This is a genomic window from Sphingomonas sp. Leaf343 (assembly GCF_001423765.1).
Lineage (GTDB): Bacteria > Pseudomonadota > Alphaproteobacteria > Sphingomonadales > Sphingomonadaceae > Sphingomonas.
Genome location: NZ_LMPG01000015.1, coordinates 92,113 through 117,021, shown reverse-complemented (window position 1 = coordinate 117,021; position 24,909 = coordinate 92,113). Strand labels below are relative to the sequence as shown.

The window sequence follows — 24,909 nt, the reverse complement described above, 5'->3', positions numbered from 1 at the left end:
CGCCCGCTTCTCTGTCGTCAGGCGAAGGGCTTACATCTTCTCTCCTCCGCTTCAGGGGAGGGGCCGGGGGTGGGGCGGTGCCGCGAGCAGGTCGCCTGTGGAGAGGCCCCACCCCAACCCCTCCCCTGAAGGGGAAGGGCTAAAGCGTGCCCCTCATTCAGGCACTCCGCCGCGCCCAGTCCTTGTTCCATCCCAGCGCCGCCAGCGTGCAGATCGCGCCCGACAGCAGATACGCGCCGACCGACCACAACCCGACCCGGCTGGCGAGGAACAGCGCGATCAGCGGCGCGAAGCCGGCCCCGATCAGCCATGCCGAATTGGCGACGATCGCCGCGCCGGTATAGCGGTGCTGCACCGGGAACCGGTCGTTGACCGCGCCCGAGGACTGGCCGAACGCCAGACCCAGCAGCACGAACCCGCCGAGCATATAGATCGTCTCGCCGAACCCGCCCGCACCCAGCAACTGCGGCGCGAAGCCCGAATACGCCCCGATCAGCACCGCCGACACACCCAGCACCGCGCGCCGCCCGACCCGGTCCGCGATCAGGCCGGACGCGAGGATCGACAGCACGCCGACCACCGCACCCGCCGCCTCGATCATCAGGAAGCGCACCGGCGTCTCGCCCGCGTAGAGCGTCACCCATGACAGCGGGAACACCGTGACGAGGTGGAACAGCGCGAAGCTGGCGAGCGGGGCGAACGCACCCAGCACGATCGTCCGCCACTCGCTGAACAGCGTCGCGAAGGCGGGCGACGGCTGCAACTCGCGGCTTTCGAACAAACGCGTGAACTCCGGCGTCGCGACCAGCCGCAGCCGCGCGAACAGCGCCACGACGTTGATCGCCAGCACCACGAAGAACGGGTAGCGCCAGCCCCATGCCAGGAAATCCTCCGGTGACAGGATCGCGAGCAGGTAGCCGAACAGCGCCACCGCCACGAGCAGACCGAGCGGCGCGCCGAGCTGCGGGATCATCGCGTACCAGCCGCGCTTCTCCTCCGGCGCGTTGAGCGATAGCAGCGACGGCAATCCGTCCCACGCCCCGCCCAGCGCCACGCCCTGACAGAAGCGGAACAGCCCGAGCAGGACCGCCGCGACCGGGCCGACCTGCCCGTAACTGGGCAAGAGCGAGATCGCCATCGTCGATCCGCCGAGCAGGAACAGCGCCAGCGTCAGCTTGACGCCGCGCCCGTGCATCCGGTCGATCCACATGAACAGCAGCGTCCCGAACGGCCGAGCGACGAACGCCAGCGCGAACAGCGCGAAAGAATAGAGCGTGCCGGTGACCGCATCGACATAGGGAAAGATCAGCTTCGGGAAGACCAGCACGGAGGCGAGCGCGTAGACGAAGAAGTCGAAGAACTCGCTGGTCCGCCCGACGATCACGCCGATCGCGATCTCACCCGGCGCGATGCGGTGATCCTGCGCATTGACGAGGCGCGCATCGCGTTCGAGCGGCGTCGAGGTCGCATTCGCGGTGGAGGCTGTCATCGTCCGTCATGCTCCTGCGGCACCGGGGCCACTCTTCTGCTTCGCGCAGCCCATGGGCTACCATAACCCCCCCTTGCCCGCGATCGAGCGCCGACGGGATTGGACAAAATGTCCAATGGGGCCGCGGCCGCCGGGGTCGTATCGGGCCATCATGCGCGAACACCCGTTGTCCCGCCGACACCTGATCGGTCCGGCCCTGATCCCCCTGCTGGCGTTGGCCGGCTGCCAGCATGCGGTGCTGAACCCCGCGGGCGACATGGCGCTGCAACAGCGCAACCTGATCTATGCGTCGACCGGGCTGATGCTCATCATCATCGTGCCGGTGATGATCCTGATCGTGCTGTTCGCGTGGCGCTATCGCAAGGGCAATCGCGACGCGACCTACGATCCGAAGTTCGACCATTCGACCTCGCTGGAACTGGTGATCTGGTCCGCGCCGCTGCTCATCATCATCGCGCTCGGGGCGCTGACATGGTCCAGCACGCACCTGCTCGACCCGTTCCGCCCGCTCGACCGCGTCGCGGCGGGCAAGCCGATCGACAAAAAGCAGGCGCCGATGCTGGTGCAGGTTGTCGCGATGGACTGGAAGTGGCTGTTCATCTATCCGGAACAGGGCATCGCCACCGTCAACGAACTGGTGCTGCCTGTCGATCGGCAGGTGCGGTTCGACATCACCTCGACCAACATGATGAACAGCTTCTACGCGCCGACGCTGGCAGGCATGGTCTATGCCATGCCCGGCATGCGCAGCACGTTGCACGCGGTCCTGAACAAGCGTGGCGAGTATGAGGGCTTCTCCGCCAATTACAGCGGGGCGGGCTTCAGCGACATGCGCTTCAAGCTGCGCGGCGTCGATGCGGCGGGCTTCGCCCGCTTCGTCAGCGATGCGAAGTCGAGCGGCCGATCGCTGTCGACGCCCGCCTATCTCCAGCTCGAACGCCCGAGCGAGAAGGTCCCGGCGACCCGCTTCGCCGCGTTCCAGCCGGGACTGTTCGACAAGGTCTACAATCGCTGCGTCCGACCCGGTACGCCGTGCATGAGCGACGTGATGATGCGCGACCAGCGGGCGGGCGGCGGCGATCCTCATGACATGCGCGTTGGTTCGGGCATGCCGCAGGGTCGCGACTCGGCGGAACCGCCGCGCGGCGAGAAGCCCAAAGGCGCGCTGTTCAAGGATACCGACGAGATCGCCCCTGCCGCCAACGTCACCAAGGAGCGCAAGCCCGGCGCACCGGGATCGACGCAGCCCGACAGTCCGCGCAACCGCGATATGTCCTTCCTCCTGCCGACCGTACCGGGCACCGCCCGGACGGCGCGCGGCTGAGCCGCCGGAGCCATCATGATCGATCCCGCCATCCTCAAGACGATCTTCGGACGTCTGAGCCCCGAATCCTTTCCGATCCACGAGCCGATCCTGCTCGTCACCTTCGCCGGTGTGGTCGTGATGGGCAGCGCGATGCTGTTCGCCGTCACGAAATACCGGCTCTGGGGCTGGCTGTGGCGCGAATGGTTCACGTCCGTCGACCACAAGAAGATCGGGATCATGTACATGATCCTCGGCATCATCATGCTACTGCGCGGATTCGCGGACGCGGTGATGATGCGCCTGCAACAGGCGATCGCGTTCGGCGGCAGCGACGGATATCTGAACGCGCACCATTACGATCAGGTCTTCACCGCGCACGGGACGATCATGATCTTCTTCGTCGCGATTCCGCTGGTCGTCGGCCTCATCAACTACGTCATGCCGCTCCAGATCGGCGCGCGCGACGTGGCGTTCCCGTTCCTCAACAATCTCAGCTTCTGGCTGACGGTGGCGGGCGCACTGCTGGTGATGGTGTCGCTGTTCGTCGGCGAGTTCAGCCGTGCCGGCTGGCTCAACTACGTCCCCGTGTCGAACCTTCAGAACAGCCCGGACACCGGGCCGGACTACTATCTCTGGGCGCTCCAGATCGCAGGCGTCGGCACCACGCTGTCGGCGATCAACATGGTCACCACGATCATCAAGATGCGTGCGCCCGGCATGACGATGATGAAGATGCCGGTGTTCTGCTGGACCGCGCTGTGCAGCAACGTGCTGGCGGTGACGATCTTCCCGATCCTGACCGCGGCGTTCGCGCTGTTGATGCTGGACCGGTATGTCGGCACCAACTTCTTCACCAACGATCTCGGCGGCAACCCGATGATGTACTGGAACCTCGTCTGGATCTGGGGTCATCCGGAGGTCTATGTGCTGGTCCTGCCGGTCTTCGGCATCTTCTCGGAGATCACGTCGACCTTCTCGGGCAAGCGGCTGTTCGGCTATTCGTCGATGGTCTACGCCACCGTCGTCATCACGATCCTGTCGTTCCTCGTCTGGCTCCACCATTTCTTCACGATGGGGTCGGGGGCCAGCGTCAACAGCTTCTTCGGCATCGCGACGATGGTCATCTCGATCCCGACGGGCGCGAAGATCTTCAACTGGCTGTTCACGATGTACCGCGGCCAGATCCGGTTCGAGCTGCCGATGATGTGGACCGTCGCGTTCCTGCTGACCTTCACGGTCGGCGGCATGACCGGCGTGCTGCTGGCAGTGCCACCCGCAGACTTCGTGCTGCACAACTCGCTGTTCCTCGTCGCGCACTTCCACAACGTCATCATCGGCGGCGTCGTGTTCGGGCTGTTCGCGGGCATGTACTACTGGTTCCCGAAGGCGTTCGGCTTCCGTCTCGACCCGTTCTGGGGGAAGGTCAGCTTCTGGGGCTGGGTGATCGGTTACTGGGTCGCGTGGACGCCGATCTACATCGTCGGTCTGATGGGCACGACGCGCCGCGTCCGCCATTTCGAGGACCCGACGCTGCAACCCTTCTTCATCGTCGCGGCAATCGGCGTGGGGATCATCGCCATCGGTATCCTGGCGTTCCTGATCCAGATCGCGGTCAGCATCAGGAACCGGGAGGCGCTGCGCGACACCACCGGCGATCCGTGGGATGGCCGCACGCTGGAATGGTCGACCAGTTCGCCGCCGCCAGCCTACAACTTCGCGTTCACGCCCGTCATCCACGATCTGGACGCGTGGTACGACATGAAGGCACGCGGTCACGAGCGGCCGGCGCGCGGCTATCGCCCTATCCACATGCCGCGCAACACCGGCACGGGCGTGATCCTGTCGGCGCTGGCGATGGCGCTGGGCTTCGCGATGGTCTGGTACATGTGGTGGCTGGCGATCGTCAGCTTCGTCGCGCTGATCGCGGTGACGATCGGCCACACCTTCAACTACAACCGCGACTACTACATCCCGGCCGACGAGGTCGCGGAGGCCGAGCGAGCCAGCCTCGCGGTGGCGGGAGCCTGATATGTCCACGCACAGCATGACCGCGGAGGGCGCAGCCCCCGGCTTCTACGTCATCGACGAGGAGGAGCATCACGGTCCGGGAGCGAGCACGTCGCTCGGCTTCTGGATCTACCTGATGAGCGACGCGCTGATCTTCGCGACGCTGTTCGCGACGTACGGCGTGCTCAGCACCAGCTATGCCGGCGGCCCGGCGCCACGTCAGATCTTCGAATTGCAGCTGGTGGCGGTCAACACCGCGATGCTGCTGCTGTCGTCGATCACCTTCGGGATGGCGGCGATCGCGGCGGACGAGGAACGACCGGGCGCGACGCGCCTGTGGCTGGGCATCACCGCGCTGTTCGGGGCGGCGTTCGTCAGCATCGAGCTGTACGAGTTCGCGAACCTGATCGCGGAGGGCGCGACACCGCAGCGCAGCGCGTTCCTGTCGGGCTTCTTCGCGCTGGTCGGCACGCACGGGCTGCACGTCCTGTGCGGCCTGATCTGGATCGGCGTCATGCTGGTGCAGATGAGCCTGCACGGACTGAACCCCGACAATCGCCGCCGGCTGATGTGCCTGGGGATGTTCTGGCATCTGCTCGACGTCGTCTGGATCGGCGTCTTCACCTTCGTCTACCTGCTCGGAGTGCTGCGATGAGCCACGACCATCATGCCGGGACCGAAAGCCACGCGTCGCGGCGCGGCTATCTGATCGGCTTCGCGCTGTCGGCGGCGCTGACCGCGGTTCCGTTCTGGCTGGTGATGACCGGCGTGCTGGTCGACGTTCAGGCGACCGCGCTGGCGATCATCGCGCTCGCCTTCGTCCAGATCGTCGTCCACACGACCTGCTTCCTGCACGTCAACTCCCGCTCCGAAGGGGGCTGGACGCTGATCGCGCTGATCTTCACGATCGTCATCGTGGCGATCGTCATCAGCGGGTCGATGTGGATCATGTACCATCTGAACGGCAACATGATGCCGATGACCGGCGGCGGCATGACCGAAATGCCATGAAGCGCCGCCTGCTGCTCGGCCTCTGCGTACTCCTTGCGCTCGCCTTCGCGGCGCTGGGGGTGTGGCAGGTCGAGCGGCGGACGTGGAAGCTGGACCTGATCGCACGGGTGACGGCGCGCTCCACCGCTACCCCCGCCCCACTGCCTCCGCGTGCTGCGTGGAAGGAGGATCAGAGCTATCGCCGGGTGCGGGTCACCGGCACGCTCCTCAACGATCGCGAAACCCTCGTGCAGGCGGTGACGGACTATGGCCCCGGCTGGTGGGTGATGACGCCGCTCGAAACCGGCACCACGACATTGCTCGTCAATCGCGGCTTCATTCCGAACGACCGGCGCGATCCGGCGAATCGCCCGGCAGGCCAGCCACGCGGCCCGGTGACGATCACCGGCCTGCTACGCACCACCGAACCCGGCGGCGCGTTCCTGCGCAGCAATGATCCCGCGGCCGGCCGCTGGTACTCGCGCGACGTCGCGGCGATCGCCCGCGCGCGCGGATTGCGCGACACCCCGCCCTTCTTCCTCGACGCCCCACCCTTCTTCCTCGACGCCGACGCCACCCCCAATTCCGGCGGCTATCCGATCGGCGGACTCACCGTCATCGCCTTCCGCAACAATCACCTGGTCTATGCGCTGACATGGTTCGCGCTGGCGGCCCTATCGATCGCGGGTGCGGTCCTCGCGTGGCGAAAGGAGGACGCGCGGTGATGGACAGGCCCCTGCTCGCGCTGACCCGTCCCCGCCTCGCGACGCGGGAGGGACTGTCGCCGGAAACGACGGCGGCGGAGAATATGCGCCAGCTCGTGCAGTTGCGCTGGATCGCCGGGGCGGGGCAGCTCGTGACGATCCTGTTCGTCGGCGTCGTCCTGCGCGTGCCTCTGCCGCTCGCACCGATGCTGGGCGCGGTGGCGCTGCTGGCGGTCGTCAATCTCGCGATCATCGGCCTGCTCGCGCGCACCCGCATCACCAATGGCCAGATCATGCTGGCCCTGCTGTTCGACATGGGTGTCCTGACCGTGCAGCTCTACTGGAGCGGCGGCGCGACCAATCCGTTCATCTCGCTCTATCTGCTTCAGGTCGTGCTCGGCGCGATCCTGCTGGAGACGTGGTCGGTCTGGGTCCTCGTCGCCGCGACCAGCCTTTGCTACGCCGGGCTGACGATGCGCAGCGTACCGCTGGTCTATCCCGTCGGGCTATTGCCGGAGGAGGGCGACCTCTACACGCTCGGCGCGTGGCTGGCGTTCGCGATGATCGCGACACTGCTGGTGCTGTTCATCACCCGCATCAGCCGCAATCTGCGCGCCCGCGACGACTATCTCGCCGATTTGCGCCAATATGCGGCGGAGGAGGACGGCATAGTCCGCATGGGCCTGTTCGCGAGCGGCGCGGCGCACGAACTCGGCACGCCGCTCGCGTCCCTGTCGGTGATCCTGAGCGACTGGCGCCGAATGCCGAAGCTGGCCGGCGACCCGGAACTGTCCAGCGAGCTGGAGGAGATGCAGGCGGAGGTCGAACGCTGCAAGGCGATCGTCAGCGACATCCTCCATTCCGCCGGCGAACCCCGTGGCGAAGCGATGGCGAGCATTCCCGCCCGCGCATTCCTCGACGATGTCGCCGCCGCGTGGCAGCCGACGCATGCCGGCGTCCCGCTATCCTATCGGCGCGACGAGCTGGACGGCGCGCAACTCGTCGCCGACGCATCGCTCCGGCAGGCGATCTGGAACCTGCTCGACAATGCGGCGGAGGCCGCGCCCGGCGGCATCGAACTGTCGGCCGCGATCGGCACCGATGGCCTGACGATCGCCGTATCCGATCGCGGCCCCGGCTTCACGGAGACGCAGCTCGCCGGCATCGGCAAGGCGTACCGTTCCAGCAAGGGCGCGGGTCACGGGCTGGGCCTGTTCCTCGCCAGCAACGTCGCACGCCGATCCGGCGGCCGACTGGAGGCCGGCAACCGACGCGACGGCGGCGCGCAGGTGTCGCTGATCCTGCCGCTAGTGACCAAGCCGGAGGGACGATGACCGACGATGTTCGTCGCCTGATGATCGTGGAGGACGACGCGACCTTTGCCCGCACGCTGCAACGCTCGTTCGAGCGGCGCGGCTATCTGGTGTGGGTGGCGCGCAGTCCGGAGGAACTCGACGCGCTGCTGGCCGACGCCGCGCCCGGTTACGCCGTGGTCGACCTGAAGCTGGGCACGGCGTCCGGCCTGACCTGCGTCGAGCGGCTGCACGCGCACGACCCGAAGATGCTGATCGTCGTCCTGACCGGTTTCGCCAGCATCGCCACCGCGGTCGAGGCGATCAAGCTCGGCGCCTGCCATTACCTCGCCAAGCCGTCGAACACCGACGATGTGGAGGCCGCGTTCAGCCGCGCGGCGGGCGACACCGACGTCGCGATCGGCGAACGCGCGACGTCGATCAAGACGCTGGAATGGGAGCATATCAACGAGACGCTGGCGGAAACGGGCTTCAACATCTCCGAAACCGCCCGGCGGCTGGGCATGCACCGCCGGACGCTGGCGCGCAAACTGGAGAAGCGACCGGTGAAGTGATCTTTCCCTCCCCTGGATGGGGAGGAGCGGAAGGGAGCCTACGCCCCCTCGCCCAGCATCTGTCGTATCCGCGTCGCCAGCGCCTCCATCGCGAAGGGCTTGGTAATCATCTCCATCCCCGGCTCCAGAAACCCGGACGCCATCGCCGCGTTTTCCGCATAGCCGGTCATGAACAGCACCTTCAGCGACGGCCGCAATTCGCGCGCGGCATCCGCAAGTTGCCGGCCGTTCAATCCCGGCAGGCCGATATCGGTAATCAGCAGGTCGATCCGCCGCCGCGATTGCAGCACCTCCAGCCCTTTCGGCCCATCGATCGCCTCGATCGCGCGATAGCCGAGTTCCTTCAGCTCCTCGACGATCAGGCCGCGCACCACCGCCTCGTCCTCGACGACCAGCACCACCTCGCCATCCTCGGCGATGTGCGCTTCGGTCAGTTGCGGCAGCGGCTCGTCCTCGTCGGCCGCCCCGCGGTGGCGCGGCAGGTAGAATTTGAACGTCGTCCCCTGTCCGACCTCCGAATAGATCTTGGCGTAACCCTCCGACTGCTGCGCGAAGCCGTAGATCATCGACAGGCCCAACCCCGTTCCCTGCCCGATCGGCTTGGTCGTGAAGAACGGCTCGAACGCCTTTGCGATCGTGCCCGCATCCATGCCCGACCCGCTGTCGGTGACGCAGATGCAGACATATTGACCCGGCTTCACCCCCCGCTCGCGCGCGGCATAGGCGCTGTCGAGATGCGCGTTGCACGTCTCGATCGTCAGCTTGCCGCCGTCCGGCATCGCGTCGCGCGCATTGATGACGAGGTTCAGGATCGCGCTTTCCAGCTGGTTGGGATCGCAAAGCGTCACCCACAGGCCACCGGCCAGCACCAGTTCCATATCGATCCGCTCGCCGATCGTCCGGCGCAGCATGTCCTCCATCGACGCGATCAGCGTATTGGCGCGCACCGCCTTGGGATCGAGCGGCTGGCGGCGGGAAAAGGCGAGCAGGCGGTGGGTCAGCGCCGCCGCCCGCTGCGCCGCGGTCGACGCGCCGGTGATGAACCGGTCGAGCTCGCCGACGCGGCCCTGCGCGACGCGGCGCTGCACGATCTCCAGACTGCCGGTGATGCCCTGAAGCAAATTATTGAAATCATGGGCGATACCACCGGTCAGCTGCCCCACCGCCTCCATCTTCTGCGACTGGCGAAGCGCCGCCTCCGCCTCCGCCAGCGCCGCCTCCGCCTCGACCTCCGCGGTCACGTCGCGACCGAAGCCATAGAAGGTGCCGTTCTCCGGCACGGTCGACCATTTCACCAGCCGCTGCTCGCCGTCCTTGCAGCGCAGCGTCGTCTGATATTCGAGGAGCGGCGTGCCGCCGCGCAGCGTCGCGACGCGTTCGGCCCATCGGCTCTCGTCATCGACCATGAAGTCGGTCGTCCGCCGGCCCAGCGTCTCGCTCCGCGTCCAGCCCAGCGCCTGCGTCCAGGACGGATTGACGTCCATCACGCGCCCCTCGGCGTCCGCCACCACCTTCAGCACCGGCGACAGGTTCCAGATCCGCTCCCGGTCGCGCGCCAGCCTTCGTTCGTCGGTGATGTCGCGTCCGACCGCATGGATGCGGTTCGCATCGGGCACCGCGGTCCACGCGAACAGACGGTAATCCCCGTCCTTGGCCCGGTACCGGTTCTCGAACGCCAGCGTGGTGATGCCGTCGCTCAGCTTCGCGACCTCGCCCGCCGTGCTGTCGATATCGTCGGGATGGACGAAATCGCCGAGCGCCCGCCCGACCATCTCGTCTTCCGTCCATCCCAGTAGCCGCGTCGCGGTCGGGTTGACGGCGGTGATCCGCCCCTCGAACGTGCAGACCAGCAGCATGTCGCGCGACAGCGACCATAACCGGTTGCGGTCATCCTCGAGATGACGGCGCGCCAGCACCTTCTCCGTCGTCTCGATCACCACCGCGACCACACCGATCGGCCGGCCCGCCTCGTCCAACGCGGGCGAATATTCCAGATCGGTCCACAACCGCCGCGGCGATCCGTCGCGGATCAGCGTCAGTTCCTGATCCTTGTACGACAGCGTCCCGCCCTCCCGGAATACCGCCTGCATGACATGGGCGTTGAAGTCGGCGACCTCGTGCCATCCCTCCAGCACGTTGGTGCCGAGCAGCCCCGGATGCCGCGCACCGGCAAAGCCGCGATACGCGTCGTTATAGATCATCACGCCATGCTCGCCCCACAGCGTCACGATCGGGACGGGAGAGCGCAGGACGAAGGCGATCATCGCCTTCATCGCCACCGGCCAGTCGCGGATCGCCCCGACGGGCGTCGTCGCCCAGTCGAACGCGGCGATCCTTGCCGCCAGTTCCCCGTCCCCTGCCAGAAAGGCCTCGTCTTCGGTCGTCGGCACCACTGTCCTCTTTCCCGCCGCCGTCTGCCGCGGCCCGCCCTGCCGCGCGCCATGATCGATCCATGTGCGCAACGGATGGCACCAAATGCCCCAGCCGCGCTTTAGGAGCAAATGTCTGGACGAGAACCCATTGTCGCCGTCGGCTTCTTCACGGCACGCGACCTCGAGATACTGGGGACCGGGTTCCACCGGCTGTTCCCGGTGCAACAGGACGATGCCTTTGCCGACCTGATCGGAAAGCTCGACGCGATCGAGGCGACGCCGCACACCGATGGCGTGCTGCTGCGGCCACGCAGCGATCGCGGATGATCGGGTGATGCCCGTCGCCTAGATCGTACCGGTGCCGCCGTTCGCGCCGAACACGCTGCCATCGGTGTAGCTCAATTCCCCCGACGCCAGCGTCACATAGAGCGGCGCGAGTTCGACGGGCTGACCCGAGCGGCCCAGTGGCGTGTCCTGCCCAAATTCGTGCATCTTTCCCGGCAATTGACCGCCCGCGACCTGCAGCGGCGTCCAGATCGGTCCGGGCGCGACGGCGTTGACGCGGATGCCCTGTCCGGCGACCTGCTTCGCCAGCGCCTTCGTGAAGATCGCGATCCCGCCCTTGGTCGTGGCGTAATCGAGCAGTTCCTTTTCCGGTACGAAGGAGTTGACCGAAGCCGTGTTGATGATCGCCGATCCCGGCTTCATCAGCGGGATCGCGGTTTTGGTGATCCAGAACATGGCGTACAGGTTGGTCTTCATCGTCCGGTCGAACTGTTCGAAGCTGACCTCCGCGATCGAGTCCTTCGACTGTTGATAGGCGGCATTGTTCACGAGGATATCGAGGCCGCCGAGCTTGCGGTGCGCCTTGCCGACGAGATCGACGCAGAAACGCTGGTCGGTCAGGTCGCCGGGGATCAGCGTGATCGTGCGCCCCTCCGCGCGGAGCAGTCTGGCGACGTCCTGCGCGTCCGGCTCCTCGGTCGGAAAATAGTTGATCGCGACATCCGCCCCCTCGCGGGCGAAGGCGATCACGGCAGCACGACCGATGCCCGAATCACCCCCGGTCACCAAAGCCTTGCGGCCCTGCAACTTGCCCGACCCGCGATAGCTGCGCTCGCCGCAATCGGGTACGGGCGTCATGTTCCGCTGGAGCGCGGGCCATGTCTGGCGCTGCTCCGGATAGGGCTGGTTGGTATATCGGGTCTGCGGATCGGCCAGGCCCGGCGGCGATCCCGGCCGCTCCCCCGCCTGCGCGAACACGGGAGCGGCGGCCGCCGCCGCGCCGGCGATGGCTGCGCCCTTCAGCAGGTCCCGGCGATTGGCTGGATCGGTCATGGCAACGCTCTCCGCGGATGATCCCGTACCAGCGTCGACCACGCGAAAAAGTTCATGCGTTCTGAGTAATTTAGCTGATTATCAGGCGCCCGCCCGGGTAACCGGCCGACCGACGTCGCGTACCGATAATCTATGTTGTTCGACCGGCTGAATCCGCGGACCGAACATTCGTCTGTCTCGTTGGCGGCCCGGGATTTCTCCCGCATGAAAGAGGATACGCCGCATGGCTGTCAAATTCGCCGGAACGATGAACGCAATCAACCGCGGGCTGGACGCGACGAAGCCCGACAAGGGCGCGCACATGGTCGAGGATTGGGAGGCCGCTCTCGCCGATCTCGACGTCTCCGGCGCCAAGGGCATTCTCCGCGACCTGGGATCGCTCCGCAAGCAGCTGGAAAAGGACACGCCCGACGCCGACCGCGTCCATGCGCTGCTCCACCGTCTCGGCACCGCGACGACGAAGATCGCCGACAAGGCCGGCTCTTCGCAGGAAAAGCTGAAGGCGCTCGGCGAGGCATTGACCGAAGCGGGTGAGGACCAGCCCGACGAGGACGAGGACACCGAAGCCGCCGCCGCCCCCAAGCGCGCGCGCAAGAAGGGCTGACGGGCATGGGGCGGACGATCCGGTCGTCCGCCCCTATGCTTCCTCCAGCCCTGCATACCAGTCGGCATAGTCCGTATTCGCGGCCATGTGCCGGTTGAGATCGTCGCCGACCCACCACACCGGCCCCCGCTCGCCCAGCGCGACCTTCGCCGCATCCACCGCCGCCCGTGCCGCCGCCAGCCCGGCCTGATCGTCGGTGGACAGTGCGGCCTTCACCGCCCGCCGCGCGGTCATCAACCGATCGACCAGCGCCTGCCGTTCGCCGTCCGGCAGCGATGGGTTCGCTCTCCGCCATAGCCGCCCGCGCACGACGATATAGCGGCCGTCCGGCGTGACCGGTGGCGATGCCATGGCGCGCGCCCCGTCCGCCGTTACACCCGGACCAGCATCTTGCCCGTATTGCCGCCGGTGAACAGGCCCAGGAACGCGTCGGGCATCCCGTCCAGACCGTCGAACACCGTCTCCTCGCCGCGCAGTTTCCCGTCCGCGACCAGCGCACCCATGTCCGCATAGAACTCGCCGGCGCGGTCCATGTAATCGCTGACGATGAACCCCTGCATCCGCACGCGATTGCCGATCAGCCGCGCCAGATACTTCAGCTGCGTCGGCTTGGCGTCGTTATAGACGTCGATCATCCCACAGATCGCGAAGCGGGCACGCGGCCGGGCATGCGCCAACGCCGCGTCGAGGTGATCGCCACCGACATTGTCGAAATACACGTCGATCCCCCTGGGCGCGGCCTCGCCCAGCGCGTGGACGACCGATTCCGCCTTGTAGTCGATCACTGCATCCGCCCCCAGCGATCGGACCCATTCGCCCTTTTGCGCGCCGCCGGCCGAGCCGATCACCGTCATTCCCTTGGCCTTGGCGATCTGCACCACCGTCGAACCGACCGCGCCCGCCGCCGCGGACACGAACACCGTGTCGCCCGCCTTCGCCTCCGCCACGGCGAGCAGCCCGAACCAGGCGGTCATGCCGGGCATCCCGAGCCGCCCCAGAAACGCCTGCGGCGGCGCGTCCAGCGCCGGCAGCTTCGTGAAGCCGCTCGCCGGCCCGGTCGCCTCGTCGCGCCAGCCCTGCATGTGAAGTACCATGTCGCCGACCTTCAGCGCGTCGGTGCGGCTCTCCACGATCTCGCCGATCGCGCCGCCGTCCATCGGCGCGCCGATCGCGAAGGGCGGGACATAGCTTTTCACGTCGTTCATCCGGCCGCGCATATACGGATCGACCGACAGCCAGCGATTGGCCACGCGGACCTCTCCCTCGTTCAGCGGCGCGCTGTCAATATTCGTCAGGGCGAAGTCGTCATGCGTCGGCGTGCCGTTCGGGCGCGACGCCAGGGTCCAGGCGCGGGGCATCATCTCTCTCCTTGAAATCGTTGGATACGGTCTGGCGAACGCGTGGCGCTCGCACAAACGAAAAGGGTCCGGGCGTCGCCGCCCGGACCCTTCCTGTCGGCTTCCGGATCAGTAGGTGCCCGAGAAGCTCTTGTTCAGATTGCCATCCGACTTGAAGTCGTTGCCATCCGTGTCCGACTGACCGACGGTCGAACTGGCGCTGCTCGACGCGCTCGACGCGCCCTGCTGCCGGCCCTGTTGCTGCTGGCCCTGTTGCTGACGGGCATTGTCGCCATAGCCGAACATCGCCTGATTACGGTCCTCGTCACGCCAGGCGGCCTTTGCATCGTCGGCGGACTTGGCCAGCGTTACCTTGTCGTCGACCGACTGCACCCAGCTCGACGGGATCGAATGGTGCTGGCCGCCCGCGTCCGCGTCGGTCTTGGTCAGCAGGATACGATCGCCCCGCACCTTGTCGACCGTACCGACATGGGCACCGTCCGATCCGACGACCTCCTGATGCTCCTTGACCCTGTTCAACTGGTCGCGCTGGCCCTGACGCGTCGTCCGCCAGCTGGAGAACTCGTTCTCGAACTTCGACCGGTTCTCGCGGCGATACTCGTCGTAATCGCGATCGAGCGCGGCGATCTGCCCGGTGCGCCAGCTGTGATAATCGTCGTCATGATGCCGCGACCGATTGCCATATTGCGACTGGCCGCCGCTGCCCTGCGACTGGTCGTAGCGTTCGTCGTATCGCGAATCCATTTCGCGACGGCGCTCCGCATCGTCATCGCCGAACCACGAGCGCACCTCATCGCCGGCCCGCGCGAGGAACCCGCGATCCTCATAGTCGTACCCCTGCGGCTGCCGACCATAACCGCCACGATCCGCTTCGCGACCCTGCTGCTGCCCGCGGTAATTGTCGTCATCGGCGTGGCGATAGCGGCCGACATCCTCGAACCGCCGGCCATCGCTGGCATAGGAGCCGTGATATTCGCCCGAGCCGCCTCGCTCCCCGTGGCTATCGCGTCCGCGTCCGTAGAAGCCCTGCGATCCGCCATAGCTACCCCGCGACTGGTCCCGGCTTCCATAGTCCCGGTCGCTGCCATATCCGCTACCGAAACTGCCGCTGCCAGACTGCCGGTTCTGCCCATAGCCGCTTCTGCCATAATCGGCCCGGTCGTGATCGGAGCGCCCATAATCGGAGCGGCCAGAGTCGGAGCGGCCGGAGTCGGCTCGCCCGTAATCCTGCCTGCCATAGCTCTGGCGTCCGTAATCGCGGGCGCCGTACCAATCGCGCGAATGATCGTCGTCATCGTCGCGTCCCGGACGGCCTGCCGCGGCATAGTCGCGCGCACTGGAGTAGGTATATTCCCGACCCGTGCCGAAATCGCGGCGCGAAGCCTGCGGATCGGATTGGTCGTCACCTCGCGGATAGCGTTCGTAGCCCATGATGGTCTCCATTCTCCTGCGGTGGTTGCCGGCCGCGTCACGTCGCGCGGTGTTCGGTTTCCACAAGCAAAACGGGCAGTTGGGATCGATGTTCCTGATCTGGAGCACATCCGGTCGCGCTGCGGGATCGTCCCGGCCCCGCCGATGGCATGGTGCCCGGTGCAAGGCATGTTGCATTGCTCTCGACGGCTCGCTAAGGGCGTCGCTCCCGGCTATTGCCGGGCTGCTGCCGGCTATGCCGGAGGGCGCGGGGCTGTAGCTCAGATGGGAGAGCGCTGCAATCGCACTGCAGAGGTCAGGGGTTCGATTCCCCTCAGCTCCACCACCCCGCCCGCAGCACTGGCCCGGCATCGTCCCGAACGACGGGATCATCCCGCCGCCCGCGCGTTTCCCCCACGATGTTCGATGATCTGAGTCCCGCCATACCCGCCGCGACGCTGGTGATCCTGCGCGATTCCGCCGGCGCGCCGCCCGAGCTCCTGATGGTCGAGCGGGCGAAGGCGATGGCTTTCGCGGCCGGAGCGCTGGTCTTTCCCGGCGGCCGCGTCGATCCGGGCGATGTCGCGCTCGCCGGGACGATGCAAGCCGACGACACGGACGACACCGCCGCGCGCATCGCCGCGATCCGCGAGACGATCGAGGAGGTCGGGCTGGCGATCGGCGTATGCGGCCTGACGGATATCGCCGCGACGCGGGCCGATCTTCATCGCGGCGTATCGTTTGCGACGGCGCTGGGCGATGCCACGCTCGACCTCGACGCGCTGGTCCCGTTCGCCCGCTGGCGACCAAGCCACGCGACGACGCGCATCTTCGACACACGCTTCTATCTCGCGCGGCTACCCGTCGATGCGCCTGCACCGGTGGCGGACCAGACCGAAAACGTGCGGCTGCTCTGGACCGGCGCCGCCGCGATCCTGGCGGAGGCGGACGCGGGCCGCGTCACCCTGATCTATCCCACCCGCCGCAATCTCGAACGCCTTGCCCTGTTCGGCGATCATGCGGAGGCGGTTGCACAGGCGCGCGCCTATCCCGTTCGGCTGATCTCCCCGCATGTCGAGCGGCGCGACGGGGTCGATCACCTCTGCATCCCCGACGATCTGGGCTATCCGACGACGGCCGAACCGCTCGGCAACGTGATGCGCGGCTGATGCGCGCGCTGCGTCACACCGCCGGGCTGCTGGTGTTCGGCGGCATCGCCGTCGCGTTGGCGTTCATCGCATGGGCGGCGTTGCGCGGCCGGCCGCAGGATCTGCCGTGGACGCCGCTCGATCTCGGTCAGCCGGTTGGGCTATTCACGGGCCGCAAGATCACCGCCCTGGCAGAGGATTTCCCCGCCTGCCGCGCCGCGCTCGATCGCGCGGGCGTCCGCTATACCGCGCTGCCGCCGCGTTCCGGCGAGGGTCAGTGCGGATATCGCGACGGTGTCCGCTTCGCCGCCGGCGGCGCGCGCCAGATCGCCTATAGTCCGGCCGCACTCGGCGTCGCCTGCCCCGTCGCGGCGGGTCTGGCGATGTGGGAGTGGAATGTCGTCCAGCCGGCGGCGGAAGCCGAGTTCGGCCAGCGGGTCGCGACGATCGATCATTTCGGCAGCTATAGCTGTCGCCGCATCTACGGCCGCGATGCCGGTACGTGGAGCGAGCATTCCACCGCCGACGCGGTCGATATCGCCGGGTTCCGGCTGGCGGACGGTACGCGCATCACCGTCGCGCGCGACTGGACCGGGGATGACGACAAGGCGCGCTTCCTGCGGCGCGTGCGCGACGGTGCGTGCAAGCTGTTCGCGACGACCCTGTCACCCGACTACAACGCCGCCCATCACGACCATTTCCACCTCGATCAGGCGAACCGCGGCGCGATGGGATGGCGCGCGTGCCGCTGAGGGGGCCGGCGCGCGTGCCGCTGGGGCGTCAGTTGGCGATCGGCTGCGCGCCTTCGACCTTCTCCACCCAATAGGGGAAGAATGCCGGCTGGCGGTTGGACCAGCCCGCCGCGGTCGCCGCCGCCTCGCTGATCGACTGGAGCAGCGTCCGCCGCAGTTCGGGATGCAGATGCGGCAGCGCCGCCGCCGCGCAGAACGCCGCCGGCAGCCATGGCCGGACTTCCGCCCCGATCAGCCGTTCGTACAGGAAGCGCACCGCGGAAAAGCTCGGCAGCCGCCCCTGGCCCAGATCGAATGCGACGATCGTGACCAGCGGCGCGAGGAACGGCTCGATCGCATCCAGACCGCTGTCGTCGGGAACGATCTCGCGGATCGCCGGCAATGCGCGGTACAGTCGTGCCTGGGCGCGGATGCTCGCGGCCTCGACGATGTCGCGCGACCAGCGGGCCATCGCGTCGTCGCGGTCCAGACCGATGTCGAGCGAGCGGCGGATATAGCGCTGCGTCGAGCTGGAAAAGCTCGCGAATTCCTTCATCTCGGCCAGCGTCATCGCACCTTCGGCCGGCTTCATCCTCGAACCCATCGTCGTCACCCCGCCCAGAGCTTCTACCGGGCTTGGTCTACGCCAGGAGTGGTTACACCGCCCTTAACGAAGCCGTCTCCGGATCGTCATGAACATCGCCGAAAATCGCTGCGCCGCAACAAGAGATGCGACGAACCGAGGTCCGCCGCATCCCGATGCTGGATTCATGATGCTTTCGCGCAACAAACCAACGGTGCGCCGCGCTTCGCGGGATCAGCCGCCGTCGCGCAATTGCTTCTCCTTGTCGGCATCGTATCCCGACGACACCGCCGGTTCGCTGCCGCGGTGTACCGGCTGGGTCGAGGATGCCGGGTCGCTGCCATCCATCGACTCATCCAGCGCATTGTCCAGCCGCGCGTCGACGCTTTCGGGATTTTTCTCCAGCCGCTTTGCGATGGACTTGTCGCGGCCGGCGTCCTGCCCCGGCTTCCGGCTGCCGCCGTCTTCGTCGGGGTCGCCGGGGGCGACGGACAGGCTGTCGAGCGCACGGTTATCGATGTCGGCCATCCTGGCTCTCCTATGATCGTTCTATGGGCAAAACGATCATGCGCCGTCGCCGTTCCTGTCCTCGGATCGGGATTGTCGGCGAGCCTCCTATAGCCGCCTCACCCGCACCGACTGCCGCTGCAACCGCGTCAGGCCGAAGACCGTCATGAACGCGATATCCGTTGCGTCGCGCCCGGCGGTCACCACCGCCAGTTCGCCTGCCGACCCCATTCCGGTCGCATCGACCAGCCGCCACGCACCGTCCAGCCACAGTTCCGCCACCGCATGGAAATCGGGCGGATCGACGCCGGGCGCATAGGCCGCGACGCATCGTGCCGGAATTTCCGCCGCCCGCGCCAGCGCCACGACGAGGTGCGCGTAATCGCGACACACGCCCATCCGCGACGCGAAGGTATCGAGCGCCGTCGTCGTCCCCTCGCTCGCGCCGATCCGGTAGCGCAACGCGCCCGCAGTCCAGTCGACCAGCGCCTGCGCCAGCGCCCCGCCCGCCAACCCGGCGAACTCGCTCTCGACGAACCCCTCCAGCCGGTCCGACTGGCAATAGCGGCTGGGCAGCAGATACGGCACCAGCGCACCTGGCAAAAGGCGCGGCGGCGTCGCGCCCAGCGTGGTCAGGTCGATGTCGGACCGCTGGATATCGACCTCCGCTTCGTACTGCGCGCGGAACTGGCCCTCGCCTCGTCCCCAGCAGCGTTGGCCGATGCCATCCTCGCCGATCACCGCGGCGATCGGATGATCGGACCAGACCGTCAGGTCCGCCTTTTGCAGCACCTGCTCCGCCGTTTTGGCGACTTCGACCTGCAACAGCACGTCGGCCGCTGCGTCGAACCAGTAATCCAGCTCCACCGAAATCCCGAGCCGCATCTCATCCCCCTGAACCCGCGCACAAAAAAGAGGCCCGGCGATCCATACCGCCGGGCCTCCGTCATTCGATGTATTGATCGATCAGTCGCGGCCGGAACCGAACAGACGCAGGATGAACAGGAACATGTTGATGAAGTCGAGATACAGGCTCAGCGCCGACAGGATCACGACCTTGCCCACCATGTCGGTGCCCTGCACCTGATAGTAGAGGCTCTTGGTGCGCTGCGTGTCATATGCCGTCAGGCCCGCGAACAGCAGAACGCCGACGAAGCTGATGACCAGACCCAGCGGACCGGACTGCACGAACATGTTGATGACGCTGGCAACGATCAGTCCGACGACACCGATGATGAGGAACGTGCCGAGCGCCGACAGGTCCTTCTTCGTCGTGTAGCCGTACAGGCTGAGCGCGGCGAAGCCCGCAGAGGTCGCGAAGAACGCCTGTGCGATCGCAACCGGGCTGTACTGCAGGAAGATCGTCGACAGCGACAGGCCCATCAGGACCGCAAAGCCCCAGAACATCGCCTGAAGCGTGCCCGTGCTCATCCGGTTCTGACCGAAGCTCATGCCGAACACGATCGCGAGCGGCGCGAACATGATGACGTATTTCATCGGTCCGGGCTGCGTGAACACCGCCTCCGCATAGCCGCTCATCGCGAACAGCAGCGCGACGATGCCCGTCAGCAGGACGCCGGACGTCATGTAGTTGTAGACCGACAGCATATACGACCGAAGACCCGCGTCGTAGGACGCGTCGCGCGGACGTGCCGCGCCTGCGCCGAACGAGGTCGCAGTCGGTCTGGGATCGGACCAGTTGGCCATGTGAAATTCGCTCCTTCGCACCGGCAAGGGGCCGGTTACCCGCATTATATCGGCCCTGAACGGCCCGACTTCAAGCATGAAGAAAATGTCATAATCAATCGTCTACGCCACAACGCATGTGGCGACGCTAACGGTCCATCACGCTACAGGGCCTGCCATGATTCGCCTGTTCGTCGCCCTGCGCCCGCCTCTCGTGATTCGGGAGGCATTGTTCGATCTGATGGACGGCGTTCAGGCTGCGCGCTGGCAGGACGACGAGCAGCTCCACGTGACCTTGCGCTTCGTCGGGGAGGTCGAACGGCCGCAGGCGGAGGACATCGCCGCCGCGCTCGGCCACATCGCCGCACCGGTGCCGCAGGTGGCGCTGTCGGGCGTCGGCAGCTTCGGCAGGGGCAATCGCCCGGATGCCCTCTGGGCCGGGATCGCCCCCGCCGCGCCTCTGGCTGCGCTGCATGCCAAGGTCGAACGGGCGTGCGTGATGGCCGGCCTGTCCCCTGATCGCCGCGCCTATCGCCCGCACGTCACCGTCGCGCGGCTGCCCCGCTCCGCCAGCGGCGGGCCGGACGTCGCGGCGTGGCTGGCGCGGCATGCCGGGTTGACGAGCGAGCCGTTCGCGATGCCGCATCTGGGGCTTTATCGCAGCTATCTGGGTCGCGATCGCGCCAGCTACGAACTCGTCGCGCGCTGGCCGCTCGGAACCGGCGACGCGGCTGCTGGTTGGCCTGTCGAGAACCGAAAGGGAGAATGACGATGCGGACGATGCTGGTGACGATGACGGCGGGTGCGGCGATGCTGGCCGGCCTGTCCGGTTGTGCGACCGACAAGGCGGAGACGGGAACGATGACCCCCGGTGGCGCCACCGCCACCGCGATGTTGCGGACCGCCGCCAATGCCGATGCCGGCCGGGCGACCGCGACGGAGGTCGAAGGCGGCCTGCGCGTCTCGCTCGATGCCAGCGCGCTGCCGCCCGGCACGCACGGCGCACACATCCACATGGTCGGGCGCTGCGACGCACCGGACTTCACGACGGCGGGCGGACACTGGAACCCGACGTCGAAACAGCACGGCACGATGAATCCGGCCGGCCCGCACGAAGGTGACTTGCCCAACCTGATCGTCGGGACCGACGGTCGCGGCACGCTGGCGATCACAATTCCGGGCGCGACCGTGGCGGGCCTGCTCGACACCGACGGCAGCGCGATGGTCGTCCACGCCAGCGCCGACGATCTGCGGACCGACCCGTCCGGCAACAGCGGCGGCCGCATCGCCTGCGGCGTGTTCCAGGCCGGCTAGTCCCGGCAGGCGATCTGGGAAGATGCCGGGCGGGGGGCGTAATGGGATGACGCCCCCCGCCCGTCCCGCTATCCGCGGCGCATGACACAGCGCCTTGCCGTTTTCGATTGCGACGGAACCCTTGTCGACAGTCAGGCCAATATCGGACGCGCGATGGATGCGGCGTTCCGTGCATCCGGCCTGGTCCCGCCTCCCCTCGCCGCCACGCGACAGATCGTCGGACTGAGCCTGTACGAGGCGATGCAGGTATTGCTGCCAACCGCCGACGAACCTGCGCACCGAAAGCTGGCGCAGGACTATAAATCGGCCTTCGACGATCTGCGCCAGACCGACCGCCTCGATCCCGAACCCCTGTTCGAGGGGATTGCCGATGTCCTCGCGACCCTGATCGACCGGGGCTGGCGGCTCGGGGTGGCGACCGGCAAGTCGGACCGCGGACTGGCGCGCGTCCTCGCCTCGCACGGCATCGCCGACCGCTTCGTCACGCTCCAGACCGCCGACCGGCACCCGTCGAAGCCCGATCCGTCGATGCTGATCGCCGCGATGGACGAAGCCGGCGTCCCGGCGCAGGATAGCGCGATGATCGGCGACACCAGTTTCGACATGGCGATGGCGCGCGCGGCGGGATGCCGGGCTATCGGCGTCGCCTGGGGCTATCACGGCGTGGCGGATCTCGCCGCCGCGGGCGCGGACGTCGTCGCCACTCACGCCAGCGAGCTGCCGGGGATGCTGGCATGACCGACCCCGACCATCTGGCGCGCCGCCGCTACTACATCATCCGCGCCGTCGAGATCTGCGGCGTGGCGGGCGCGATCTTCGGCCTGATCCTGATGGGCCGGTCCGATGCGCTGCCGCCCCGCATCCTCGGCTTCGCGATCGTCCTGTCGGCGATGGCGATGATCGCCACCGTCCCGCGCGGGCTCGCGCACAAGTGGCGGAGCGACCGGTGAAGCGGTTCTGGAAGAATGTGACCGTCGCCGACCATGGCATCGTGCTCGATGGCCGCCCGGTGCGGACGCCGGGCCGCGTGCCGTTGCTGCTGCCGACCGATGCACTGGCGGAGGCTGTCGCGGCGGAGTGGCGCGACGTGGGCGACACGCTCGATCCCCGCCGCATGCCGCTGACCGGGTTGGCCAATGCCGCGATCGACCGGATCGCACCCGATCCGCTCCCCTTCGCCGCCGGTCTTGCTCGCTATGCCGAAAGCGACCTGCTCTGTTACCGGGCGGAGGACCCGCCGGAACTGGTCGCGCGACAGGCGGCGGCGTGGAACCCGCCGCTCGAATGGGCGACGATGCGCTACGATGTGCATTTCACCGTCACCGCCGGCATCGTGCCGGTGGAGCAGCCCGCCGCAACCGTCGCCCGGCTGGCGGACGCTATCGCGACGCGCGATGCCTGGATGCTGGCGGCGCTGTCGCCCGTCGTGACGATCGCCGGATCGCTGATACTCGCCCTCGTGCTGGCAGAGGAGGCGATGACGCCCGACGCGATCTGGGCTGCGGCGCAGATCGACGAGGACTGGCAGACGGAACGCTGGGGAGAGGACACGCTGGCCACTGCGGCCACGGCGGCCCGGCGCGCGGAATATGATGCCGCCGTCCGGTTCCTGTCGGCGTTGCGGGAGTAAAACCGTTTTGGCTTAACCATTGTTTAGCAAGCCGGGATTTACCGGTAAACGATGATTTCAGACTCTCTCCCCGGCTGCTGAGTCATGCCGCGCCGCATCCGATCGCTTCTGGCGATGCTCCGGGAAGAGGTGACGCTCTATGCCAGCGGGAACGAAGCGATCGCCGAGCGCACCAACCTGCTCGCGCTGAACGCCACGATCGAGGCGGCGCGGGCCGGGCAGAGCGGACGCGGTTTCTCCGTCGTGGCGCAGGAGGTGAAATCGCTGGCGATGCAGGCCGCGGCCGCCGCCGCCGCCTTTCGCGAGGATTTCCTCGTTCGACTGTCGCAGGGTGGATCGATCGCCGACGAACTGGTCGCCGAAGTGGAGGGCGCCAGACTGGCGGAACTCGCGCAATCGATCATGCAGGGAGTAACGCGGTCGATCTACGACCGTTCGATCGATATCCGGATGCTGGCGACGGACCCGGCGATCGTCGCTGGCGCGGTCGACGCCCGCACCGATGCGGCGGTCGAGGCGGCGGCCTCCGAACGGCTCCACGGCCTGTTGCGCCTCTCGCCCTATTTCATAAACGCTTTCGTGGTGGACGATGCCGGCAACGTCGTGGTGTGCGCGCACGCCAATGCCGCCGTGCGATCCGTCAACCTGCGCGGCATGGCGCAATATGAGCATGCGATGGCCGCGGCTCCGCACCAGGACTGGTTCACCGATGCGGTCTGGGAAAATCCCTATGCCGGCAATCGCAAGATCCTCGTCCTCGTCGCGCCGGTCCGTCGCGCCGGTCGCGTCCGCGGTGCCGTCTATCTGGAATACGACTTCGAGGCGCAGAGTGCAGAGGTCATGGCGGCGGCCGGACACGCCAGCAGCGGCATCACCGTCTCGATCGTCGATCGGGACATGGCCGTCATGTCGACCACCGGCGCCTACCGCTTCGGACAGCGCCTGACCGGGACGACCGGGCCGACAAACGTATCGAGCGAACGGCTGGCCGTCATCGCTCCGGCTCGACCGGTCAACGGCTTCGACGGGCTGGGACTACAATGCGTGATCGAACAGCGCATTCCGGATCAACAGGCGATCATCACGGCGTTGCGCGGCGAACCCCGCCAGACCCGCATGGACCGTGCCGGCCGGGCGAGCCGCGAACGGTTCAGCGCGTCAGCTTTCGGATGAAGCCGATCAGCCCGGTCTGACGGGACCGCTTCAGCCGCTCCGCCGCCAGGATCGTCTTCACGCCTGCGAAGCACGCCTCGACATCGTCGTTGACCAGCACATAGTCATACCCGTCCCAATGGCTGACCTCGTTCGCCGCGCGGGCCATACGGGCGTCGATCACCGGCGCGGCATCGGTCGCGCGCCGTTCCAGCCGCTGCCGCAGTTCCGCCATCGACGGCGGGAAGATGAACACGCGCACCACGTCGCCGCCGGCGATCTGGAACAGCTGCTGCGCGCCCTGCCAGTCGATGTCGAACAGCACGTCCTTGCCCGCCGTCAACATCGCCTCGACCTGCGCGCGCGGCGTGCCGTAGCGGTTGTCGAAGACGTGCGCCCATTCCAGAAATTCGTCGTCCGCCGCCATCCGGCGAAACTCTTCCAGATCGACGAAATGATAATCCTTGCCGTCGACCTCGCCGACGCGCGGCTTGCGGGTCGTGACCGATACCGACATCTCGAGTTCCGGCTCCGCGGCCAGCAACTTGCGGGCGATCGTCGACTTGCCCGCGCCCGATGGCGATGACAGCACGAACAACACGCCACGACGCTTCAGGTGATGCGGGTCGGGCATCAGCCCGAGGTTGGCGGCGTGATCCATGCCCGCTAGTGCCGTGCCCGTGGCGCAGGCGTCAAGCATTGGTCGCTGCATC

28 protein-coding genes and 1 tRNA gene are annotated in these 24,909 nt (G+C 67.2%); 18 read left to right on the top strand and 11 right to left on the bottom strand.

The genetic code is table 11. The features are described from left to right. Positions 1 to 157: 157 nt before the first annotated feature. Positions 158 to 1,489, bottom strand: coding sequence for an MFS transporter (locus ASG07_RS14840; RefSeq protein ID WP_055848500.1), 1,332 nt, complete (start codon positions 1,487 to 1,489; stop codon positions 158 to 160). A 151-nt stretch (positions 1,490 to 1,640) separates the two neighbouring features. On the opposite strand from ASG07_RS14840, the gene cyoA reads away from it, so the two are divergent. The 7 genes from cyoA to ASG07_RS14805 are packed head-to-tail and all read left to right on the top strand — an operon-like array spanning position 1,641 to position 8,363. Then, positions 1,641 to 2,813, top strand: coding sequence for a ubiquinol oxidase subunit II (gene cyoA / locus ASG07_RS14835; RefSeq protein ID WP_055848864.1), 1,173 nt, complete (start codon positions 1,641 to 1,643; stop codon positions 2,811 to 2,813). Between the two features lie 15 nt (positions 2,814 to 2,828). Further along, a complete protein-coding gene (cyoB, locus tag ASG07_RS14830) occupies positions 2,829 to 4,823 on the top strand; it encodes a cytochrome o ubiquinol oxidase subunit I (RefSeq protein ID WP_055848497.1) in 1,995 nt (664 codons plus the stop codon). Position 4,824: 1 nt separating this feature from the next. Continuing rightward, positions 4,825 to 5,457 carry a cytochrome o ubiquinol oxidase subunit III gene (cyoC, locus tag ASG07_RS14825; protein WP_055848494.1) on the top strand — a complete coding sequence of 211 codons (633 nt, stop codon included), beginning with the start codon at positions 4,825 to 4,827 and terminating at the stop codon, positions 5,455 to 5,457. Next, on the top strand, positions 5,454 to 5,813 hold the full coding sequence (cyoD, locus tag ASG07_RS14820; protein WP_055848491.1) for a cytochrome o ubiquinol oxidase subunit IV: 360 nt from the start codon (positions 5,454 to 5,456) through the stop codon (positions 5,811 to 5,813). The genes cyoC and cyoD overlap by 4 nt, the downstream gene beginning before the upstream one ends. Continuing rightward, on the top strand, positions 5,810 to 6,517 hold the full coding sequence (locus tag ASG07_RS14815; protein ID WP_055848488.1) for an SURF1 family protein: 708 nt from the start codon (positions 5,810 to 5,812) through the stop codon (positions 6,515 to 6,517). Before cyoD ends, ASG07_RS14815 begins: the two co-directional genes overlap by 4 nt. Beyond that, positions 6,517 to 7,830: an ATP-binding protein gene (locus tag ASG07_RS14810; protein WP_055848861.1), complete on the top strand. Its 1,314-nt coding sequence runs from the start codon at positions 6,517 to 6,519 to the stop codon at positions 7,828 to 7,830. Before ASG07_RS14815 ends, ASG07_RS14810 begins: the two co-directional genes overlap by 1 nt. Next, positions 7,827 to 8,363 (top strand): response regulator transcription factor, encoded by a 537-nt coding sequence (locus tag ASG07_RS14805; RefSeq protein ID WP_055848485.1) that lies wholly within the window; start codon positions 7,827 to 7,829, stop codon positions 8,361 to 8,363. The genes ASG07_RS14810 and ASG07_RS14805 overlap by 4 nt, the downstream gene beginning before the upstream one ends. A gap of 38 nt (positions 8,364 to 8,401) precedes the next feature. Here ASG07_RS14805 and ASG07_RS14800 read toward each other — a convergent pair whose 3' ends face one another. Further along, positions 8,402 to 10,753, bottom strand: a complete 2,352-nt coding sequence (locus ASG07_RS14800; protein ID WP_236694704.1) for a PAS domain S-box protein — start codon at positions 10,751 to 10,753, stop codon at positions 8,402 to 8,404. A 111-nt stretch (positions 10,754 to 10,864) separates the two neighbouring features. Between ASG07_RS14800 and ASG07_RS14795 the strand changes: the two genes are divergently transcribed. Then, complete coding sequence (locus ASG07_RS14795) at positions 10,865 to 11,062, top strand: hypothetical protein (RefSeq protein WP_055848484.1); 198 nt, start codon at positions 10,865 to 10,867, stop codon at positions 11,060 to 11,062. An 18-nt stretch (positions 11,063 to 11,080) separates the two neighbouring features. On the opposite strand, the gene ASG07_RS14790 is transcribed toward ASG07_RS14795, so the two are convergent. Then, entirely contained in the window at positions 11,081 to 12,073 is a 993-nt protein-coding gene (locus ASG07_RS14790) for an SDR family oxidoreductase (RefSeq protein WP_055848478.1), read from the bottom strand. A 223-nt stretch (positions 12,074 to 12,296) separates the two neighbouring features. Here ASG07_RS14790 and ASG07_RS14785 point away from each other — a divergent pair, with 223 nt between their 5' ends. Beyond that, positions 12,297 to 12,677: a hypothetical protein gene (locus ASG07_RS14785; RefSeq protein WP_236694703.1), complete on the top strand. Its 381-nt coding sequence runs from the start codon at positions 12,297 to 12,299 to the stop codon at positions 12,675 to 12,677. A gap of 33 nt (positions 12,678 to 12,710) precedes the next feature. On the opposite strand, the gene ASG07_RS14780 is transcribed toward ASG07_RS14785, so the two are convergent. The 3 genes from ASG07_RS14780 to ASG07_RS14770 all read right to left on the bottom strand — a co-directional run bounded on the left by ASG07_RS14780 (position 12,711) and on the right by ASG07_RS14770 (position 15,478). After that, a complete protein-coding gene (locus tag ASG07_RS14780) occupies positions 12,711 to 13,028 on the bottom strand; it encodes a hypothetical protein (RefSeq protein WP_055848474.1) in 318 nt (105 codons plus the stop codon). Between the two features lie 20 nt (positions 13,029 to 13,048). Next, the gene (locus tag ASG07_RS14775) at positions 13,049 to 14,035 is read right to left on the bottom strand and encodes an NADP-dependent oxidoreductase (protein ID WP_201781038.1); all 987 of its coding nucleotides are present in this window, start codon (positions 14,033 to 14,035) and stop codon (positions 13,049 to 13,051) included. Between the two features lie 108 nt (positions 14,036 to 14,143). After that, positions 14,144 to 15,478 (bottom strand): DUF2171 domain-containing protein, encoded by a 1,335-nt coding sequence (locus ASG07_RS14770; protein WP_055848851.1) that lies wholly within the window; start codon positions 15,476 to 15,478, stop codon positions 14,144 to 14,146. A 237-nt stretch (positions 15,479 to 15,715) separates the two neighbouring features. Here ASG07_RS14770 and ASG07_RS14765 point away from each other — a divergent pair. From ASG07_RS14765 to ASG07_RS14755, 3 genes are all read left to right on the top strand, one after another. Then, positions 15,716 to 15,791 (top strand) — tRNA-Ala (locus ASG07_RS14765). Positions 15,792 to 15,864: 73 nt separating this feature from the next. Beyond that, positions 15,865 to 16,614 carry an NUDIX domain-containing protein gene (locus ASG07_RS14760; protein WP_055848468.1) on the top strand — a complete coding sequence of 250 codons (750 nt, stop codon included), beginning with the start codon at positions 15,865 to 15,867 and terminating at the stop codon, positions 16,612 to 16,614. Next, positions 16,614 to 17,345 (top strand): extensin-like domain-containing protein, encoded by a 732-nt coding sequence (locus tag ASG07_RS14755; RefSeq protein WP_055848463.1) that lies wholly within the window; start codon positions 16,614 to 16,616, stop codon positions 17,343 to 17,345. The genes ASG07_RS14760 and ASG07_RS14755 overlap by 1 nt, the downstream gene beginning before the upstream one ends. 28 nt (positions 17,346 to 17,373) lie before the next feature. On the opposite strand, the gene ASG07_RS14750 is transcribed toward ASG07_RS14755, so the two are convergent. The 4 genes from ASG07_RS14750 to ASG07_RS14735 form a co-directional block, all read right to left on the bottom strand. After that, entirely contained in the window at positions 17,374 to 17,916 is a 543-nt protein-coding gene (locus ASG07_RS14750) for a hypothetical protein (RefSeq protein WP_443024611.1), read from the bottom strand. A 225-nt stretch (positions 17,917 to 18,141) separates the two neighbouring features. After that, on the bottom strand, positions 18,142 to 18,435 hold the full coding sequence (locus ASG07_RS14745; protein ID WP_055848460.1) for a hypothetical protein: 294 nt from the start codon (positions 18,433 to 18,435) through the stop codon (positions 18,142 to 18,144). Between the two features lie 87 nt (positions 18,436 to 18,522). Beyond that, positions 18,523 to 19,299 (bottom strand): transglutaminase-like domain-containing protein, encoded by a 777-nt coding sequence (locus tag ASG07_RS14740; protein ID WP_055848455.1) that lies wholly within the window; start codon positions 19,297 to 19,299, stop codon positions 18,523 to 18,525. A gap of 81 nt (positions 19,300 to 19,380) precedes the next feature. Next, the gene (locus ASG07_RS14735) at positions 19,381 to 20,121 is read right to left on the bottom strand and encodes a Bax inhibitor-1/YccA family protein (protein ID WP_055848452.1); all 741 of its coding nucleotides are present in this window, start codon (positions 20,119 to 20,121) and stop codon (positions 19,381 to 19,383) included. A gap of 157 nt (positions 20,122 to 20,278) precedes the next feature. On the opposite strand from ASG07_RS14735, the gene thpR reads away from it, so the two are divergent. From thpR to ASG07_RS18095, 6 genes are all read left to right on the top strand, one after another. Further along, on the top strand, positions 20,279 to 20,869 hold the full coding sequence (gene thpR, locus ASG07_RS14730; protein WP_055848446.1) for an RNA 2',3'-cyclic phosphodiesterase: 591 nt from the start codon (positions 20,279 to 20,281) through the stop codon (positions 20,867 to 20,869). A gap of 2 nt (positions 20,870 to 20,871) precedes the next feature. Beyond that, on the top strand, positions 20,872 to 21,414 hold the full coding sequence (locus tag ASG07_RS14725) for a superoxide dismutase family protein (protein ID WP_055848845.1): 543 nt from the start codon (positions 20,872 to 20,874) through the stop codon (positions 21,412 to 21,414). A gap of 81 nt (positions 21,415 to 21,495) precedes the next feature. Then, positions 21,496 to 22,152 carry an HAD-IA family hydrolase gene (locus ASG07_RS14720; protein ID WP_055848444.1) on the top strand — a complete coding sequence of 219 codons (657 nt, stop codon included), beginning with the start codon at positions 21,496 to 21,498 and terminating at the stop codon, positions 22,150 to 22,152. After that, positions 22,149 to 22,364: a hypothetical protein gene (locus ASG07_RS14715; RefSeq protein ID WP_055848441.1), complete on the top strand. Its 216-nt coding sequence runs from the start codon at positions 22,149 to 22,151 to the stop codon at positions 22,362 to 22,364. Before ASG07_RS14720 ends, ASG07_RS14715 begins: the two co-directional genes overlap by 4 nt. Continuing rightward, positions 22,361 to 23,044 (top strand): ATP12 family chaperone protein, encoded by a 684-nt coding sequence (locus ASG07_RS14710; protein WP_055848841.1) that lies wholly within the window; start codon positions 22,361 to 22,363, stop codon positions 23,042 to 23,044. The genes ASG07_RS14715 and ASG07_RS14710 overlap by 4 nt, the downstream gene beginning before the upstream one ends. Positions 23,045 to 23,158: 114 nt before the next feature. Continuing rightward, positions 23,159 to 24,217 (top strand): cache domain-containing protein, encoded by a 1,059-nt coding sequence (locus ASG07_RS18095; protein WP_330219024.1) that lies wholly within the window; start codon positions 23,159 to 23,161, stop codon positions 24,215 to 24,217. Here the strand turns inward: ASG07_RS18095 and gmk are convergent. Continuing rightward, positions 24,195 to 24,830, bottom strand: a complete 636-nt coding sequence (gene gmk, locus ASG07_RS14700) for a guanylate kinase (RefSeq protein ID WP_055848837.1) — start codon at positions 24,828 to 24,830, stop codon at positions 24,195 to 24,197. The two genes, ASG07_RS18095 and gmk, sit on opposite strands and share 23 nt — an antisense overlap. Between the last annotated feature and the right edge of the window lie 79 nt (positions 24,831 to 24,909).